This is a genomic window from Rhodothermus bifroesti (genome assembly GCF_017908595.1).
Lineage (GTDB): Bacteria > Bacteroidota > Rhodothermia > Rhodothermales > Rhodothermaceae > Rhodothermus > Rhodothermus bifroesti.
This window is the reverse complement of sequence record NZ_JAGKTL010000004.1, coordinates 13,580-27,716: the sequence shown is the minus strand read 5'-3', so window position 1 is coordinate 27,716 and position 14,137 is coordinate 13,580. Positions and strand designations below refer to the sequence as shown.

The 14,137-nt window shown below is 55.3% G+C and carries 11 protein-coding genes; 5 read left to right on the top strand and 6 right to left on the bottom strand.

Features of this window, described 5'->3' with window-relative positions:
* Position 1: 1 nt before the first annotated feature.
* The 3 genes from J8E65_RS09250 to J8E65_RS09240 all read right to left on the bottom strand — a co-directional run bounded on the left by J8E65_RS09250 (position 2) and on the right by J8E65_RS09240 (position 2,597).
* Positions 2-1,003, bottom strand: a complete 1,002-nt coding sequence (locus J8E65_RS09250) for an agmatine deiminase family protein (protein WP_210375888.1) — start codon at positions 1,001-1,003, stop codon at positions 2-4.
* Between the two features lie 28 nt (positions 1,004-1,031).
* Positions 1,032-1,931 (bottom strand): carbon-nitrogen hydrolase, encoded by a 900-nt coding sequence (locus tag J8E65_RS09245; RefSeq protein WP_210375886.1) that lies wholly within the window; start codon positions 1,929-1,931, stop codon positions 1,032-1,034.
* Between the two features lie 72 nt (positions 1,932-2,003).
* Positions 2,004-2,597, bottom strand: a complete 594-nt coding sequence (locus tag J8E65_RS09240) for a Maf family protein (RefSeq protein WP_210375483.1) — start codon at positions 2,595-2,597, stop codon at positions 2,004-2,006.
* Positions 2,598-2,714: 117 nt separating this feature from the next.
* On the opposite strand from J8E65_RS09240, the gene J8E65_RS09235 reads away from it, so the two are divergent.
* The gene (locus tag J8E65_RS09235) at positions 2,715-3,497 is read left to right on the top strand and encodes a ParA family protein (RefSeq protein ID WP_210375482.1); all 783 of its coding nucleotides are present in this window, start codon (positions 2,715-2,717) and stop codon (positions 3,495-3,497) included.
* 80 nt (positions 3,498-3,577) lie between these two features.
* Here the strand turns inward: J8E65_RS09235 and J8E65_RS09230 are convergent, their stop codons facing one another.
* Both J8E65_RS09230 and J8E65_RS09225 read right to left on the bottom strand, forming a co-directional pair.
* Entirely contained in the window at positions 3,578-5,224 is a 1,647-nt protein-coding gene (locus J8E65_RS09230; protein ID WP_210375481.1) for a T9SS type A sorting domain-containing protein, read from the bottom strand.
* Positions 5,225-5,315: 91 nt separating this feature from the next.
* A complete protein-coding gene (locus J8E65_RS09225; RefSeq protein ID WP_210375480.1) occupies positions 5,316-8,066 on the bottom strand; it encodes a TonB-dependent receptor in 2,751 nt (916 codons plus the stop codon).
* 238 nt (positions 8,067-8,304) lie between these two features.
* Between J8E65_RS09225 and acs the strand changes: the two genes are divergently transcribed.
* Positions 8,305-10,290, top strand: a complete 1,986-nt coding sequence (gene acs, locus J8E65_RS09220) for an acetate--CoA ligase (RefSeq protein ID WP_210375479.1) — start codon at positions 8,305-8,307, stop codon at positions 10,288-10,290.
* 8 nt (positions 10,291-10,298) lie between these two features.
* Here acs and J8E65_RS09215 read toward each other — a convergent pair whose 3' ends face one another.
* On the bottom strand, positions 10,299-12,059 hold the full coding sequence (locus J8E65_RS09215; RefSeq protein WP_210375478.1) for a penicillin acylase family protein: 1,761 nt from the start codon (positions 12,057-12,059) through the stop codon (positions 10,299-10,301).
* Positions 12,060-12,556: 497 nt separating this feature from the next.
* On the opposite strand from J8E65_RS09215, the gene J8E65_RS09210 reads away from it, so the two are divergent.
* Genes J8E65_RS09210 through J8E65_RS09200 form a run of 3 tightly spaced genes read left to right on the top strand, consistent with a single transcriptional unit; the run spans position 12,557 to position 14,132 of the window.
* Positions 12,557-13,270 carry a MotA/TolQ/ExbB proton channel family protein gene (locus J8E65_RS09210; RefSeq protein ID WP_210375477.1) on the top strand — a complete coding sequence of 238 codons (714 nt, stop codon included), beginning with the start codon at positions 12,557-12,559 and terminating at the stop codon, positions 13,268-13,270.
* 19 nt (positions 13,271-13,289) lie between these two features.
* On the top strand, positions 13,290-13,565 hold the full coding sequence (locus J8E65_RS09205) for a hypothetical protein (RefSeq protein ID WP_210375476.1): 276 nt from the start codon (positions 13,290-13,292) through the stop codon (positions 13,563-13,565).
* Positions 13,566-13,574: 9 nt separating this feature from the next.
* Positions 13,575-14,132 carry an ExbD/TolR family protein gene (locus tag J8E65_RS09200; RefSeq protein ID WP_210375475.1) on the top strand — a complete coding sequence of 186 codons (558 nt, stop codon included), beginning with the start codon at positions 13,575-13,577 and terminating at the stop codon, positions 14,130-14,132.
* The last annotated feature ends 5 nt before the right edge of the window (positions 14,133-14,137 follow it).

The window sequence follows — 14,137 nt, the reverse complement described above, 5'->3', positions numbered from 1 at the left end:
GTTATGAAGCTGGGACCTGTTGCGTAAGGCAGTGCAGAGCACCTAAACCACGGATGATGGCGCGGCAATCGATAGGAATGACCGTTCGCCCTGGAAAGCAACGAGCCAGCACCGCTTCAGCCAAGGCATCTTGCCTGCAGCCATAGGCAGGCATTAGCACGAGCTGATTGGCAATATAAAAATTCGCATACGTGGCTGGGACGCGCTCGCCGGCAATCTCCAGCGGCTCTGGCATAGGTAGGGGGATTACCTGCAGCGGACGGCCATCCGGTAGACGTGCGGCTTTGAGCCGTTCGAGATTTTCCTGGAGGATATCGTAGTTCGGATCACGGGGGTCGGTTTCAACGGCGATCACCACCGCATCTTCGGCTACAAAACGGGCCAAGTCGTCTACGTGTCCATCGGTGTCATCCCCGACCAAGCCTTGGCCTAGCCACAACACCTGTGCAACGCCCAAAAAAGCCTTAAGGCGCGCTTCGATGGCTTCTCGAGAGTATTGAGGATTCCGGTTTGAATGCAATAGACACTGCTCGGTAGTCAGCAGCAGACCAGCCCCATTGGTGTCGATCGAGCCCCCCTCGAGGATCATTTCCCCGTCGAAGGCAGGTACGCCAAGTATCTGTGCCATGCGACGAGCCACCTGCGCGTCGCGTGCCCAAGGGTATTTACCTCCCCAACTGTTAAATCCCCAGACGGTAGCAGCCAGGCTACGCGTTTGAGTATGGGTGACAAAGATAGCACCATGGTCTCGAATCCAGGCGTCATCTGTGGGGATGTGGAAAAAGCGCACTGTTCCAGAAACGCCTGCTGCATCGAGCACCTGACGAACGTGCTGCTCGTGCGCAGCATCGTTGACATTGATGTAAACAGCTTCATGCTGGCTTAGTAAGCGTACCACTTGAGCCATTGTACGCTCAACGCACGCGAGCTCCTCGGGCCAGGTATCGCGGTTATGTGGCCACGATAGCCACGTGGCCTGGTGGGGAGCCCATTCGGCAGGCATATAAAATCCTTGGGCAGCAGGCGATGCGTTAGGGGGTGTCGTCCAGAAAACGTCGGCTAAGGTCTCCATAGGCATCGATACGGCGATCGCGGAAAAACGGCCAAATCGTGCGCACTTCGTCCAGGCGCCGTAAGTCCAGCGCTACCACCAAAACAGCCTCCTCATCGATGGGGGCGCGTGCCAGTACGGTACCGTCTGGTGCGGCTACAAAGCTTTGGCCCCAAAACCGAATGCCCCGTGAAGGGGCCCCAGGGGGAGCAGGCTCAAAGCCCGTTCGGTTGACGGCCACCACATAGCAGCCGTTGGTGATGGCATGTGCACGTTGCACCAGTTCCCAGGCTTCATGCTGCGCAGCCCCTTCGGTGGCTTCTTCTTCTGGAAGCCAGCCAATGGCTGTAGGGTAGAAAAGCACCTGGGCTCCCTGAAGGGCCGTTAGGCGTGCAGCTTCCGGAAACCATTGATCCCAGCAAATGAGCGTTCCAATGCGCACTCCAGCAGTGTCGAACGTTCGGAAGCCTAAATCGCCTGGCGTGAAGTAAAATTTTTCCTCAAAGAGCGGGTCGTGCGGAATGTGCATTTTGCGGTATTTGCCCAAGTATCCCCGCCTTGGATCAAGCACAGCAAGGGTGTTATGGTAGAGGCCATCGGTGCGCTTTTCAAATAGGCTTGCCAAGATGGTTACGTTAAGTGCCATGGCCAGCTGCGCCAAACGCTCGGTGGTTGGTCCGGGTACCGGCTCGGCGAGCTGAAAATAACCTGGGTCTTCGTGCTTGCAGAAATAGGGCGTGCGAAAAAGCTCGGGTAGGCAAACGATTTGCGCGCCTTGCTGGGCTGCCTCGCGAATGCCTTCGATAGCGCGCTGCAGGTTTTGCTCTGGATCTTCGCTGCAGCGCATTTGCACCAGACCAACTGTCAGGGTATCGGCCATGGTCGTAAAAAACCACCAGATAGCGCGCTGCACAATGCCTTAGAGAGTGCAGGGTTTCCTTATGCACGATTTTCACGAGAGCAGCAGATCAGCAAAATGTGTACGCAAAAGCCGGTAAAGGCGATGTAAAGGCAGCCCAACCACATTGTAATAGTCCCCTTCAATACGCCGAATAAAGACCGCACCGTAGTCGTCTTGAATGCCATAAGCACCTGCTTTGTCTAAAGGCGAGCCCGTAGCAATATAGGCTTCAATTTCTTCGTCGCTCAAAGGGGCAAAGCTTACACGGGTCGCTTCGCTGGCAGTAACTTCCCGTTTGCTGACAGGATGCAGCAGGGCCAGACCGGTATAAACGGTATGGGTGCGACCACTCAAGCGTCGGAGCATGGCACGGGCTTCTGCAGCGTCGGCAGGTTTGTTGAGCACCGTGCCATCAATGACCACGATCGTATCCGCTCCAAGCGTGAGGGCTTCAGGAAAGCGTGGAGCTACTAGGCGCGCTTTTGCTAAAGCCAGGTGTTCGACCAATTGGTCTGGCGGTTGGTAAAGGGTGGCCTGTTCATCTAGATCGCTAGGATGCACCTCAAAATCCAGCCCAAGCTGGGCCAGGAGCTTATGCCGGCGAGGCGAGCGCGAGGCCAAGATGAACGGTACGCGTAGTTTCATATGTCCGTGGCTTTATGGGTTAGGTATCCAATATGCTTGTGGCCTGATGTTTGACACAGCCTAAGCTGCAGGCTAATTTCCACGTTGCGGAGGGAGTTTCTAAAGGGTTGCTTACGCATGATAACATTAACCATTTGTAATCATAAGGGAGGAACGGGTAAGACGACCACAGCGATTCACGTAGCTGCTGCGCTAGGGCTAAGTGGCCACCGCGTGTTGGTGATCGATCTAGACCCGCAGGGGTTTCTTACCCGTGTTATGGGGATCCCTGAGCCGCCAGAAGAAGCTTCTGTGCTGGCGTTATTTAACCCATCGCTTTCGCTCCAAGAGGTGCAGCGCCATCGCGTAGGGGGGTTTGACTTGCTGCCTTCCTCGACAGGGTTGACACGGGTGATGCGGCAGCTTAACCGTCCTACCGATGTGTTTTGGGCTAAAGAGGCGTTGGCCAAAGGGGGGGTAGACTACGATGTGGTCATTTTTGATACCGCAGCAGCGGTTACGGTTTACAGCCTCAACGCACTGGTGGCTAGCCAGCATGTGCTTGTTCCGGTAACTCCAGAGTATCAGCCCGTGTTGGGTGCAGAGCAAACGGCACAAACCGTCCATCTGGTACGGGAAAAGCTGAATCCTACCTTGCATCCCCCCTTGTTTCTCTTTACCCAAGTGGACGCGCGCAAGCGCACCCATCAGCTTTATCGTCGCTATCTGAGTCGACGCTACGGAGATCGGGTCTTAGAGACGGTCATTCGTACGAGCGCATCGCTGGCCCAATCATTCGAGGATGGCTCAACCGTCTTTACGCAAGACCCCTACTCCCGTGGTGCTCGAGACTATGCGAATGCAACCGACGAGCTGCTGCGCCGCATGCTACAAGACCGAGCAGCTGCAGTAGCTGTGTGAAAATTGGGTTCGCGCAATAAAGAAAACAGAGAGCCGGGGGGAAAGCTCTCTGTTTTCTTTATGCAGCAGAACGCTTCCTTTTAGGGGAGGCGCGTTAGTTTTTGCAGCGCGACCTGTCCGGAAGCTTCTAGCTGTACCACATACAGACCGGCTGGCAAGGCACTTGTAGACCAGGTGACTTCGTGCATGCCGGCTGTGTGAAAGCCTTCGTGCAGTACGGCAACCTGACGTCCGAGTAGGTCATACACCCGCAGGTGCACTTCAGAAGGCCGCGTCAGCATGAAGCGTACCGTTACGGCTTCACGCGCTGGATTCGGGTAAACGGGCCAGAGGGTAAACGAACCCATTGGCTCGGAAGGTGTGATGGCTGTCGGTACATCATAGTTGGTGTTTTGGGGGTCATAATTCGCCCACGGTAGGTCCCAGCGTTCGTTGGGCGCAAAAGCCCCGATGTAGTCAACCTGTTGGAAAAACGGGTCTTGTAGTTTAGTCCAGCTAAAGCTAGCTCCTGTAGCTGCTGGCGCGTTGGTGTTGGGGCGAGGATCGAAATCGCGTGGTTGCGCAGGGTAGGGATTGACGAGACCAACGTCCGCTGTATTGGCAAAGATCTGGTTGCCCCATCCGCTGGTTTGAAACCATGTCAATCCGTCGAAGCCTGCAGGTGGATTTTGTGTTTTGACTTGGGGGTTGTTGCGAATGCCGGCCAGGATCATGTTGCGCAGCTCGAGCTCCCCATCACGTGCGGCTGTGGTGGTTGTGGTACCATCGAGCAAGATGCCGTCGGGCCAGCCCATCACAATACTGTTGTAAGCCGAAAGCAGCGAGGCGCGTCGGATGTGCATGCCGCGCCGGAAGTTCGGGTTGATGGACGTCTGGGCAGTAGCAGCTGGACCGATAAGGGTCACGTTCGAGAACACGGGTGCAGTGCGCGGTTGATTGGTGGTTCCTGTGCCGTCGTTGTCGGACTCAAAGCCGTTCGATCCGCCAATATCTGCGATGTTCGGATCCCGCACAGCGAGCGCAAACTGCACGCGGCCCTGATAGCCAAAATCTGTGTCGAAATCGTCGTCTACGTTATGATAGCTGATTAGATAGCGGGCGTTAACCGTGCCGCCGAAAAACTCAAAGGCATCGTCTCCAACGTAGCTTACCTGTACATATTCGATGGTTGTACCCCGACCTACACCACCCAGGGTGAGCCCGTTGATCTCATTATCGGGCAAGAAAGCAATGCCGCCAAACTCGATGCGTACGTAGCGCAGCACGCCGGAATTGTCCTCAGGATCGGGGTTTGCGCCGCCGCCGTAGACCGTGCCTGTGCCGCCTTCGATCTCGGCGGTGCCGCCTGGAACGTTGATGGGTGCCCGGCCTGCAATGATAATGCCACCCCAGTCACCTGGACCGCGCTGGCCAGGAGGTTGCTGGCTGGTAAAGACAATCGGCCGCTGCGGCGTCCCTTCGGCGATGATTTTGGCTCCCCGATTGATGATGAGCGTTCCTTTAGTTTCTTTTTCACCGTAGATCACAGTCCCAGGCTCAATCGTCAATGTTGCTGGTGGATCCACGTTGACAAAGCCGCGCAGCAGATACCGTTTATTGGCCTGGAGCGTCAGGTTACGGGTGATGCGTCCTTCTAACACGCTGTCGACGCGAGCCAGCTGCGCCCATGCTGGGGCGCTTTCAAACGCGACAAATACAGCGCTTAAAAGTAGTACAAAACGTCGCATTGCAGTTTGAGGTTGATTTTTTAGGGTCGAAACAGACTACGATGTCTGTGTAAATCCTGGATAAAGGAGACGTTAACGCTGTGTTATGAGGTCACCAGCGGCCCGTAAAACCTAGCGACCATACGGTTGCGCGGCTATTTTCTCGGGCCAATTTGCCGCCTTGCATGAAGCGTTGCGGTTGCGCCAGCAGGTCGCGACCGCTTAGGCGAACGCCCAGAAAGCGGGTGAGCTGATAGGTAAGGGAGAGGTCTACAATATCGCGGGGCACTTCGATGACGTCTTCCTCGTAGGCGGTAGCCACTTCGACGATGCGACTGCCAATGCGGTTATAGAGTAAACTTAGGCTTAAAGGGCCACTTTCATAGAGTAGACCGGTATTGAGGATATAGGGTGATTGCCCCTGCAGCGGTCGGTTTTCGCGCGCGATGGTTGTTTCCGTTCCAGGTACAAAGACGCGAGAGTGAATCCAGGCGTAATTCAGCTGGAGCCGCAGCGGGTTTGCCCAGGAGCCCAAAAGGCGCTCCAAGCCCAAGCGCACTTCGAACTCAAAGCCACTGTTTACTGCCCGATCAGCGTTGGCAAACGTGCGCTCCGACCCCAAAGCACTGCCCGAGACGATAACCTGCTCAATTGGGTTGCGCAAGTGCTTGTAGAACAGTCCTAAGGCAATCAGCTCACCGATGCCTGGATAGTATTCCCAACGTAGGTCCCAGTTGTGCACTGAGGCGCGACGCAATGCAGCGTCGCCGCGTACTGAAGTTTGCGTCTGAAAGTCGAAGTACGTGAAAGGCGCCAACTCACGGAGTTCTGGCCGGTTGACTGTACGGCTCCAGGCCAGACGCAGGTTTGTGTGCTCGCCTGGGCTATAGGTCAGGTTAAGGCCAGGTAACAAGTCCAGCTTTTGCTGTTGGATCAAGACATCCATCTGATCCGAAAAGTCACGGGTTTTTACCCAGAGGTCAGCATCTTCCAAACGCAAGCCGCCGACCATGCGCAGCGTGTGGCCCGGTGCTAGCTGAAGGGGCCAGTCGAACATAACATAGCCATGGATGAGCTCCGATCCAGCCCGATAGCGATTGGTACCGTTGCGGTATTCGTCGAGGGCCAAACCGTTTCGGCGAAAGTTTTCCGGATGGAATAGCGAGTCGGGCGGTAGGTAGAGTAAGCGGAAGTCTGTAAAGCCGTTGCCTGGTGCATTAATGACCGCGCCAATAAGGCGCGCCCAGAAATTGCGATCACGGTCTTCCCACCCTCCTCCAGCGCTGAGTCGCAAGTCCCCAATGGGCTTACGCAGGTCCAGGCCAAAGCCCCGGGTGGTTTCGTCCATTTCCGAATAGAAGCGGCCACCGTTTTTGAGATTGGCCTGAAAGCCCAGCACGGCCGCAAAAGGACCATCGGAGCCCAATTCTCGGGCGTAGAGGTAGCGGCGGTAGTCAGGTTCGTTGCGATTAGAACGGCTGTAGCGTGCGCTCCAGCCCAGCTCCAGCCGTCCAAGGGACGCGAAAAAGTGGGCGCCGTCCAGCTGTCCTGTGTAGAGCCCGCGACTGGTAAAACGCAAAGCGGTTTGGTGCTGCTCGGTCCCTGCATCGGTGTACTGCACGCCATAAAGTCGAATGACTTCGTCTTCGGCTGAGCGGGTATACGTGTTGCGCCAGCTCAACCGGTGCGCGTTGCCCAGGCGCAGACTTACGTTCAATAACCCACCCCAAAGGGTAGAGAAAGCATGGCGTTGGCCACGGTAATCGAAGCGCAAATCTCCCGAGGCTTCATATTCACGACGCACAAGATCTTCGACCGTATAGCCGTTGCGATAGGAGGCGGCGGCCACAAATCCAAAGGCACGGCCTAGAAGGCGTGCTCCGTCGCCGATCGAAAAGCCGAGGTTGAAATTGGCTGGGGCTCGGCTTGGCTTGGGCGTCCAGATGTTAGGCAAAGTTTGGGCAACTTGGTGGCGTTCGCTTAGGGGTAAGGCGGCCAGGTTTTCTGGGAAATGCTTGGGCAGGCGCCGCCGCCCGTCGTCGATTCCCCAGAAACGACTTCCCGGATAGGTCCAAAACGTGCGTCCTGTGGCAGCTGCGTTCCAAGCACCTGAACTGCTTAGCCGCACAAGAAGGTCGGTAGGGAAGTCTACCGTTTCTAGGCGCACCACGCCACCGGCAAAATCGCCGGGCTGATCGGGGGTAAAGGCCTTTTGGATGACCGTATTATCTAGCAGCTCTGCTGGAATCAGGTCAAAAGCAAAGCTGCGGCGGTCGGGTTCGGTCCCCGCTAAAGGAGCACCGTTGAGAAGGGCCACCGAATAGCGTTCGGGGGTTCCACGCACGTAGAGGTAGCGGCCCCCGAGCACTGAAACCCCTGTAATTCGGCGTAGTGCGTCGGCCGAGGTAGGATCTGGGGCGCGACGCATTTGTTCAGCTGCCATGCCGTCGCTAATGGCAGGCGCCTTGCGTTGCATGGTGAGTAGGGCAGCCTCGGTATTGCGAATGGCCTGTGCTTCTACCACCACTTCGCCCATTTGCAGCGAAGCTTCCAAAAGAGCTACCGAGAGCGCTATGCGCTGCCCGGCTTCTGGGCGCACGTTGACGACACGGTAGGGCTGGTAGCCGAGGTACTGAAAAACAAGGGTATACGTCCCAGCAGGTAGGGGTAGCGCAAAGCGTCCCTCCAGGTCGGTCGTGGTGCCCATCGAAGTTCCTTCGACAACGACGTGAACCCCAATAAGGGGCTCACCACTACGGGCATCCACCACACGTCCTTCGACGATACCGTTATGCTGCGCCCAGGCAGGCCAGACACTTCCAAGTCCAATGAGGGCAAACAGTACCTGTAGCCGAAGCTTCATAGAAATGACACAATAAAAGTTATGTAGGATCGCTAAAAAGATCCCTTGGAGAGATTAGCTCATGATGATCGAACTGTTAAGCTATCGTTACTTGCCGTTTTCTCACGGCTTCATGAGAGCGGTTCCGTTTTGATTTTGACCAGTCGTTTTTGAAGGTTATTTTTTGTAAAATCTGTAAACCGTTGCCGTTGTACCACCAGGACCGAGAAACCCCCTGATCATCAACCGTTGGTGTGCTATGGGTATTTCAGAAACGCTCAATGCGACTGCTGCTTATTCGGGACTAGGGTTGGTTTTTGCGCCTTCGGAAGCGTTTCGTCGGCGTGCCCATATTCGCTCTATGGAGCAATACCGGGCGCTGTATGAGCGCTCCATTCAAGATCCTGAAGGCTTTTGGCGAGAACAGGCCCAGCGTATCACATGGTTTGCGCCTTTCCATACCGTGAAAAACACTTCCTTTGACCCAGCCAACCTCTACATTCGCTGGTTTGAGGGGGGCAAGCTGAATGCAGCTTATAACTGCATTGACCGTCATCTAGCAACGCGGGCTGAGCAGGTAGCTTTCTATTGGGAGCCAGACGATCCCAATGAGCCAGGCAAAGCCATCACCTATCGGCAGCTCTATGAGGAGGTGTGTCGCCTAGCCAATGTGCTCAAAAAGCATGGGGTAAAGAAAGGTGACCGGGTGACCATCTACCTACCGATGATACCGGAAGCTGTCTATGCCATGCTGGCCTGCGCGCGCATTGGGGCTATTCATTCAGTCGTTTTTGGTGGGTTTTCGCCGGACTCACTGGCCGATCGCATACTTGACGGGGAGTCGGCATACCTGATTACAGCCGACGAAGGCCTGCGTGCTGGGCGCCGCGTACCGCTCAAGCAAAACGCCGACAAGGCGCTTGCGCGTTGCCCAGAGGTTAAGACCGTACTTGTGGTACGCCGTACTGGGGGCGACATCCCTTGGGTAGAGGGGCGCGACCACTGGTACCACGAAGAAATGCAAACCGTTTCGGCAGAATGCCCTCCTGAGGTGATGGATGCCGAAGACCCGCTTTTTTTCCTGTACACCTCAGGCTCTACAGGGAAGCCCAAAGGCGTGGTGCACACAACCGGGGGGTACCTGGTCTTTACTTCGCTCACACACCAGCTCATTTTCGACTATCACGATGGGGATGTGTACTGGTGTGCAGCCGATATTGGCTGGGTGACCGGTCACAGCTACATTGTTTATGGTCCACTGGCGAACGGTGTTACCGAGGTGCTCTTTGAAGGCACACCGAACTATCCCGACCCTTCACGCATTTGGCAGGTAGTCGACAAGTACCAAGTGAATACGCTGTACACCTCGCCTACGGCAATTCGGTCCCTGATGCGAGAAGGAGATGAATGGGTGAAAAAAACCAGTCGCAAGTCGCTGCGCCTTTTAGGCACTGTGGGTGAGCCGATCAACCCCGAAGCGTGGTTATGGTATTATCGGGTAGTTGGTGAGGAGCGGTGTCCGATTGTAGACACTTGGTGGCAGACCGAGACCGGTGGCATTATGATTTCGCCGCTACCAGGAGCTACGCCGCTTAAGCCCGGATCGGCTACGCTGCCGTTTTTTGGGGTGCGTCCGGCCATTGTGGACCACGACGGAAACATTCTAGAAGGGCCGGCCGACGGTATGCTGGTTCTTTTAGATTCTTGGCCAGGGCAGATGCGTACGGTCTACCGTGCGCATGATCGTTTTGTTGAGACCTATTTTACGCGTTTCCCAGGGATGTACTTTACGGGTGATGGGGCGCGACGCGACGAAGATGGGTATTACTGGATTGTGGGACGGGTGGACGATGTGATCAACGTGTCGGGACACCGTTTAGGTACCGCCGAAGTCGAAAGCGCATTGGTATTGCACGAGGCAGTAGCAGAGGCGGCCGTCGTAGGCTATCCACATGAGGTCAAAGGGCAAGGGATTTATGCGTTTGTGACGCTCAAGGCGGGGTATGAACCCACCGACGTCTTGCGCAACGCGCTGATTCAGCACGTGCGTAATGTGCTTGGGCCAATTTTTACGATCGACCTCTTGCAGTTTACACCGGCATTACCGAAGACGCGATCGGGCAAGATCATGCGGCGCATTTTGCGGAAGATAGCGGCCAACGAATATCAAGACCTGGGCGATGTATCTACGCTGGCCGATCCGTCGGTTGTTGAGGAGTTGGTGCACAATCGACTGAATCGCTAAGTCCGTCATTAACGGAGAGGCCGCAGTGTAGTCTGTTGTATGGGCGTCAGCGTCGGGTCCAGCGGGAGTATTTGGGGCTCGGGGTTAGGCATGCGGTAGCGTCCTAAGAAGCGGTCGGGCTGTGGCCACCAGCGGCGCACGTAAAAGCGTTGGCTGTGGGGGAAGTAGGTCCATCCCTCCCAATGGGCTGGTGCGGGTCGGTCACTTAACAGCGCTGAGGGGTTCCAGCGCAGTGTTGAAGGATGACCTTCGCCGGGGAGGAGTACGGGCGCATAGCGATTGGCGGCAGGTAGATTAGCCTGGTAGGCCCATACCGGAAAGGTTAGGCGTAACGGTTGAGCATGCTCCCAGCGCCAGCGGTTGGGGTCAGTGCCTAGGCTTTTCCGCAGGGTCGAGACGGCATCTTGCAAGGCGACATGCAGCGCTTGTCGAAGCTGAACGCGAAGGCTACTATCGGGAAGGCTGAGGGGGGGGAGGGAGTCGTATCGGCTTTGGTAGTGCGCTAGCCATGCATCGAAGAGGGTAGCCCCAATGCTCGCACGATGGTAGGTAGCGTCCCAATTACGCAGGAAAGTATACGCCTCTTGCAGTAAGGTATCGGTTGTGTGCAGCGAGTCGATCAGGGTGAGCAGCAGGGACAGCTGTTCAGCTGCCCAAAGGCTGTGGTGGTCTTCAGAGGGGGGGTTAGGGCTTAGCGGTAGCTCACGGAGTCGTCTGGCTAAGTAACGATGCCATGGGGTTTGACCAACCAAGAGGCCACCAGGGATAGGCTCTATCACGGGTGGTGTGCCGAGCACTACGGGCTGTCCGGTAGCGTCTATGCGCAGGCCACTACCGTCGAACAGCTGAAAGGTGACCTCACTGTCGGCCAGCAAGGCCAGCCAGGCCGGTAGATCGCTCACGGGCTGTAGTCCCGGCCACCAAAGTACACGCACGGTATCTGGCGCCAGTTCACGAAGGACCAAGTACGCATCGGCCTGTTCCATGCGCAGGAGGTGTTCGTCGCCCGAAGGGAGCCTTAGGCGTTCGTATACCGGCTGGAGCGGTAGGGATGCACGAGGGTGCTGCTCGGTGCGTGCCCGATGGGAGGTTAGAAATACACACCACGCTTGGTGCTCCGTTTGCCCCGCTGGAAAAAGCAACGTGCCTGGAACGGTTACAAGCCAGCGTCTGGAGCCCTCGTAGCTTAAAATCACTTCTTGAAAAAACGGTAATGCCAGGTTCCCGTAGACGTGGCGCTGAAAAAAAACAGGCCCTTGATCCGAACTTGTGTGCACCCAGGCTACACTGTGTTGCGATCCATACAGGTGCAGCCAGGCACGCAAAGGCGCCAGCAAAGGGAGCGCTGCGTCGATGGAGTCAGGTAAGGCCAGCAAAGCCAGTAACCGCTCGAGGGCTAGGCTATGCCAGGGTTGCCAAGGCTCAACGGAAAGGTTAAGCAGGACGAGTTCATCACGCAAACGGACGTCCTGTTCTTGTAAAGCAGCATTAAGCCCGGTGCTGTAGGCTTCTAAAACCCGACGGGTAGCTTGCGGCAGTTGCTCAAAAGCTTGTTGTGAAGTTGCAGGCAGTTGTAGCATGCGGATCAGGCTGTCAAAAGGCAAGACAAAGGATCCAAACCATTCGGCTTGTCTGCCCAGCGCGGCTTGGCGCCAAAGCAGCAGTGGCCAAGCATGCCAGCGACCATGCGCATAACCCAAAGCCTGCCAAGCATCGGATGCACTTTGAGCACTCAGGTGAAGCACGTGTCCAGGTAATTCGCTGAGCATAACCGGCGCAGCTAACCCGCGTAGGAATACCGTGGGTTTGGGAGTTATCGCTCCTCGAAGTACATAACGTAAGCCGAGGGCTATAAAGGACAACCCTAAGCCCAACAATAGCAAAACCTGTAACAGGCGTCGCATGCCACAAGCGCACTAAGCTCAAAATCCCAAGTTACAGCATGGACGCCAGCTGCGCCAGCAAACCTGGTCATGTTCGTCAGCAGTATAAACCGGTACGAATGCGTATCTTTGACGTTTGGTAGCTATAGAAACGTTTTGCGAATTTTGTGCGCTAAGAGAGTGTTTTGGTGTAAATCTAAAAAGCGCTGGGGGATATGATAGAAGTGGACATGGCTTTAAGTGATGTCGAGCAATGTGCTGGGATTGACTCTGCCGATAAAAATCGGTAATATGGTAACTGTTGCTGACCCTGCATTAGAGACAGGGAAGCGGTATGCAAGTATGATTAGGATGTACATGACAGAACAAGGAGGAAATCGTCCATGGAACTGCTGCTGATGCTGCCCCAGGCTGCTGCGGGAAACGAAGGGTTCATCAACGTGCTGGTGCAACGTTTCAATGAGGGGGGAGAGTTCATGTGGCCGATCCTGGTTTCGCTGATCATTGGATTGGCCATTGCTTTTGAGCGCATTATTACGCTGAACTTGGCAGACATCAACACGCGCAAGTTTATTGTAAACGTTAAAAAGGCGCTTGAAGAGGGAGGGATTCAGGCAGCCGAGGAGGTGTGTGCTAAGACACGTGGCCCCGTAGCGTCGGTCTTTCAGGCTGGGCTGTTGCGTGCCGATGAAGGTATTGAGGCAGTGGAGAAAGCGATTGTCTCGTATGGTTCGATTGAAATGAGCTTTTTGGAGCGTGGACTGGTGTGGCTGTCGCTCTTTATCTCGCTGGCACCTATGTTTGGCTTCCTGGGTACTGTAGTCGGTATGGTGCAGGCGTTTGATGCAATCGAACGTGCAGGAGACATTTCGCCCAGCTTGGTTGCCGGTGGTATTAAGGTAGCATTGTTAACTACAGTCTTTGGTCTAATCGCGGCCATTACGTTGCAGTTTTTCTATAACTATTCGGTTTCCAAGATCGACCGGATTGTGGTCGACATGGAAGAGGCCTCTATTGAGCTGATCGATTCGTTGGTGTTGATGCAAAGCGGTCAGCCGCTGACGACACGTGAGAAGAAAGCAGAGCCACAGCAGTGAAGAATATTGGGATACCCCTATGGATACGCTTGTTGCTTTATCGATTTGGGTTGCGTTGATCTTGCTGGCTCTAGCCTTGGTAGGGCAGGCCATTTTTGGGCTACGTAACTTAACGTATGGCAAGATCAGCCCGATTTCGATGTTAATTGTGGTACTGCCCGTTTTGCTGATGCTGATTTTGGGGTTCAGCGTGGCTAGTTGGGCCCAAGCAGGGGTCATCACGCTAATGATCATGTTTGGGCTGGCAGTGCTTGCCTTGTTGTTTTCGGGTGTTCGCAACCTGTTGAGCTTTTGAGGTTGGGCTATGGCTGGATTGCTGAAAAAGAAAAAGCGCGTGGAGGCAGAGATCCCAACGGCTTCGATGGCCGATATTGCCTTCCTGCTGATGATTTTTTTCCTAGTGGCAACGACAATTGATGCGGATGCAGGGATCGGAATGACGCTGCCACCCAAGCTGGAAGAAAATCAGGAGCCGCCCCCTGTGCGAGAGCGGAACATGTTGAAGATTTTGGTGAATGCGCAGGGACAGGTCCTGATTGAAGACAAGCTGGCTTCGGTGCCTCAAATTCGTGAGGAAGTAAAAAAGCACCTGACAAACAACGGGGTCGATCCGAACTACGCCGAGAGCCCTCAGAAAGCAGTGGTCTCTATTAAGACAGACTGTGAGACGGCGTATAACACCTACATTCAGGTACTCGATGAAGTTTGGATGGGATACTTTGAGCTTTGGGACGCTGAGGCACGCAAGCTGGGTTATCCAAACTACAATGCCTACCGTGTAACGCTGGGGGCCGATGAAAAAAATCAGGTGCGTGAAATGATCCCCGCGCAAATTTCAGTAGCTGAACCGGACTGCGGCTAAGAAAT

Coding starts and splice junctions, on each gene's coding strand:
- J8E65_RS09245 (WP_210375886.1), bottom strand. CDS start 1,931: ATGGCCGATACCCTGACAGTTGGTCTGGTGCAAATGCGCTGCAGCGAA.
- J8E65_RS09235 (WP_210375482.1), top strand. CDS start 2,715: ATGATAACATTAACCATTTGTAATCATAAGGGAGGAACGGGTAAGACG.
- J8E65_RS09200 (WP_210375475.1), top strand. CDS start 13,575: ATGGCTGGATTGCTGAAAAAGAAAAAGCGCGTGGAGGCAGAGATCCCA.
- J8E65_RS09240 (WP_210375483.1), bottom strand. CDS start 2,597: ATGAAACTACGCGTACCGTTCATCTTGGCCTCGCGCTCGCCTCGCCGG.
- J8E65_RS09230 (WP_210375481.1), bottom strand. CDS start 5,224: ATGCGACGTTTTGTACTACTTTTAAGCGCTGTATTTGTCGCGTTTGAA.
- J8E65_RS09250 (WP_210375888.1), bottom strand. CDS start 1,003: ATGCCTGCCGAATGGGCTCCCCACCAGGCCACGTGGCTATCGTGGCCA.
- J8E65_RS09215 (WP_210375478.1), bottom strand. CDS start 12,059: ATGCTCAGCGAATTACCTGGACACGTGCTTCACCTGAGTGCTCAAAGT.
- J8E65_RS09205 (WP_210375476.1), top strand. CDS start 13,290: ATGGATACGCTTGTTGCTTTATCGATTTGGGTTGCGTTGATCTTGCTG.
- acs (WP_210375479.1), top strand. CDS start 8,305: ATGGGTATTTCAGAAACGCTCAATGCGACTGCTGCTTATTCGGGACTA.
- J8E65_RS09225 (WP_210375480.1), bottom strand. CDS start 8,066: ATGAAGCTTCGGCTACAGGTACTGTTTGCCCTCATTGGACTTGGAAGT.
- J8E65_RS09210 (WP_210375477.1), top strand. CDS start 12,557: ATGGAACTGCTGCTGATGCTGCCCCAGGCTGCTGCGGGAAACGAAGGG.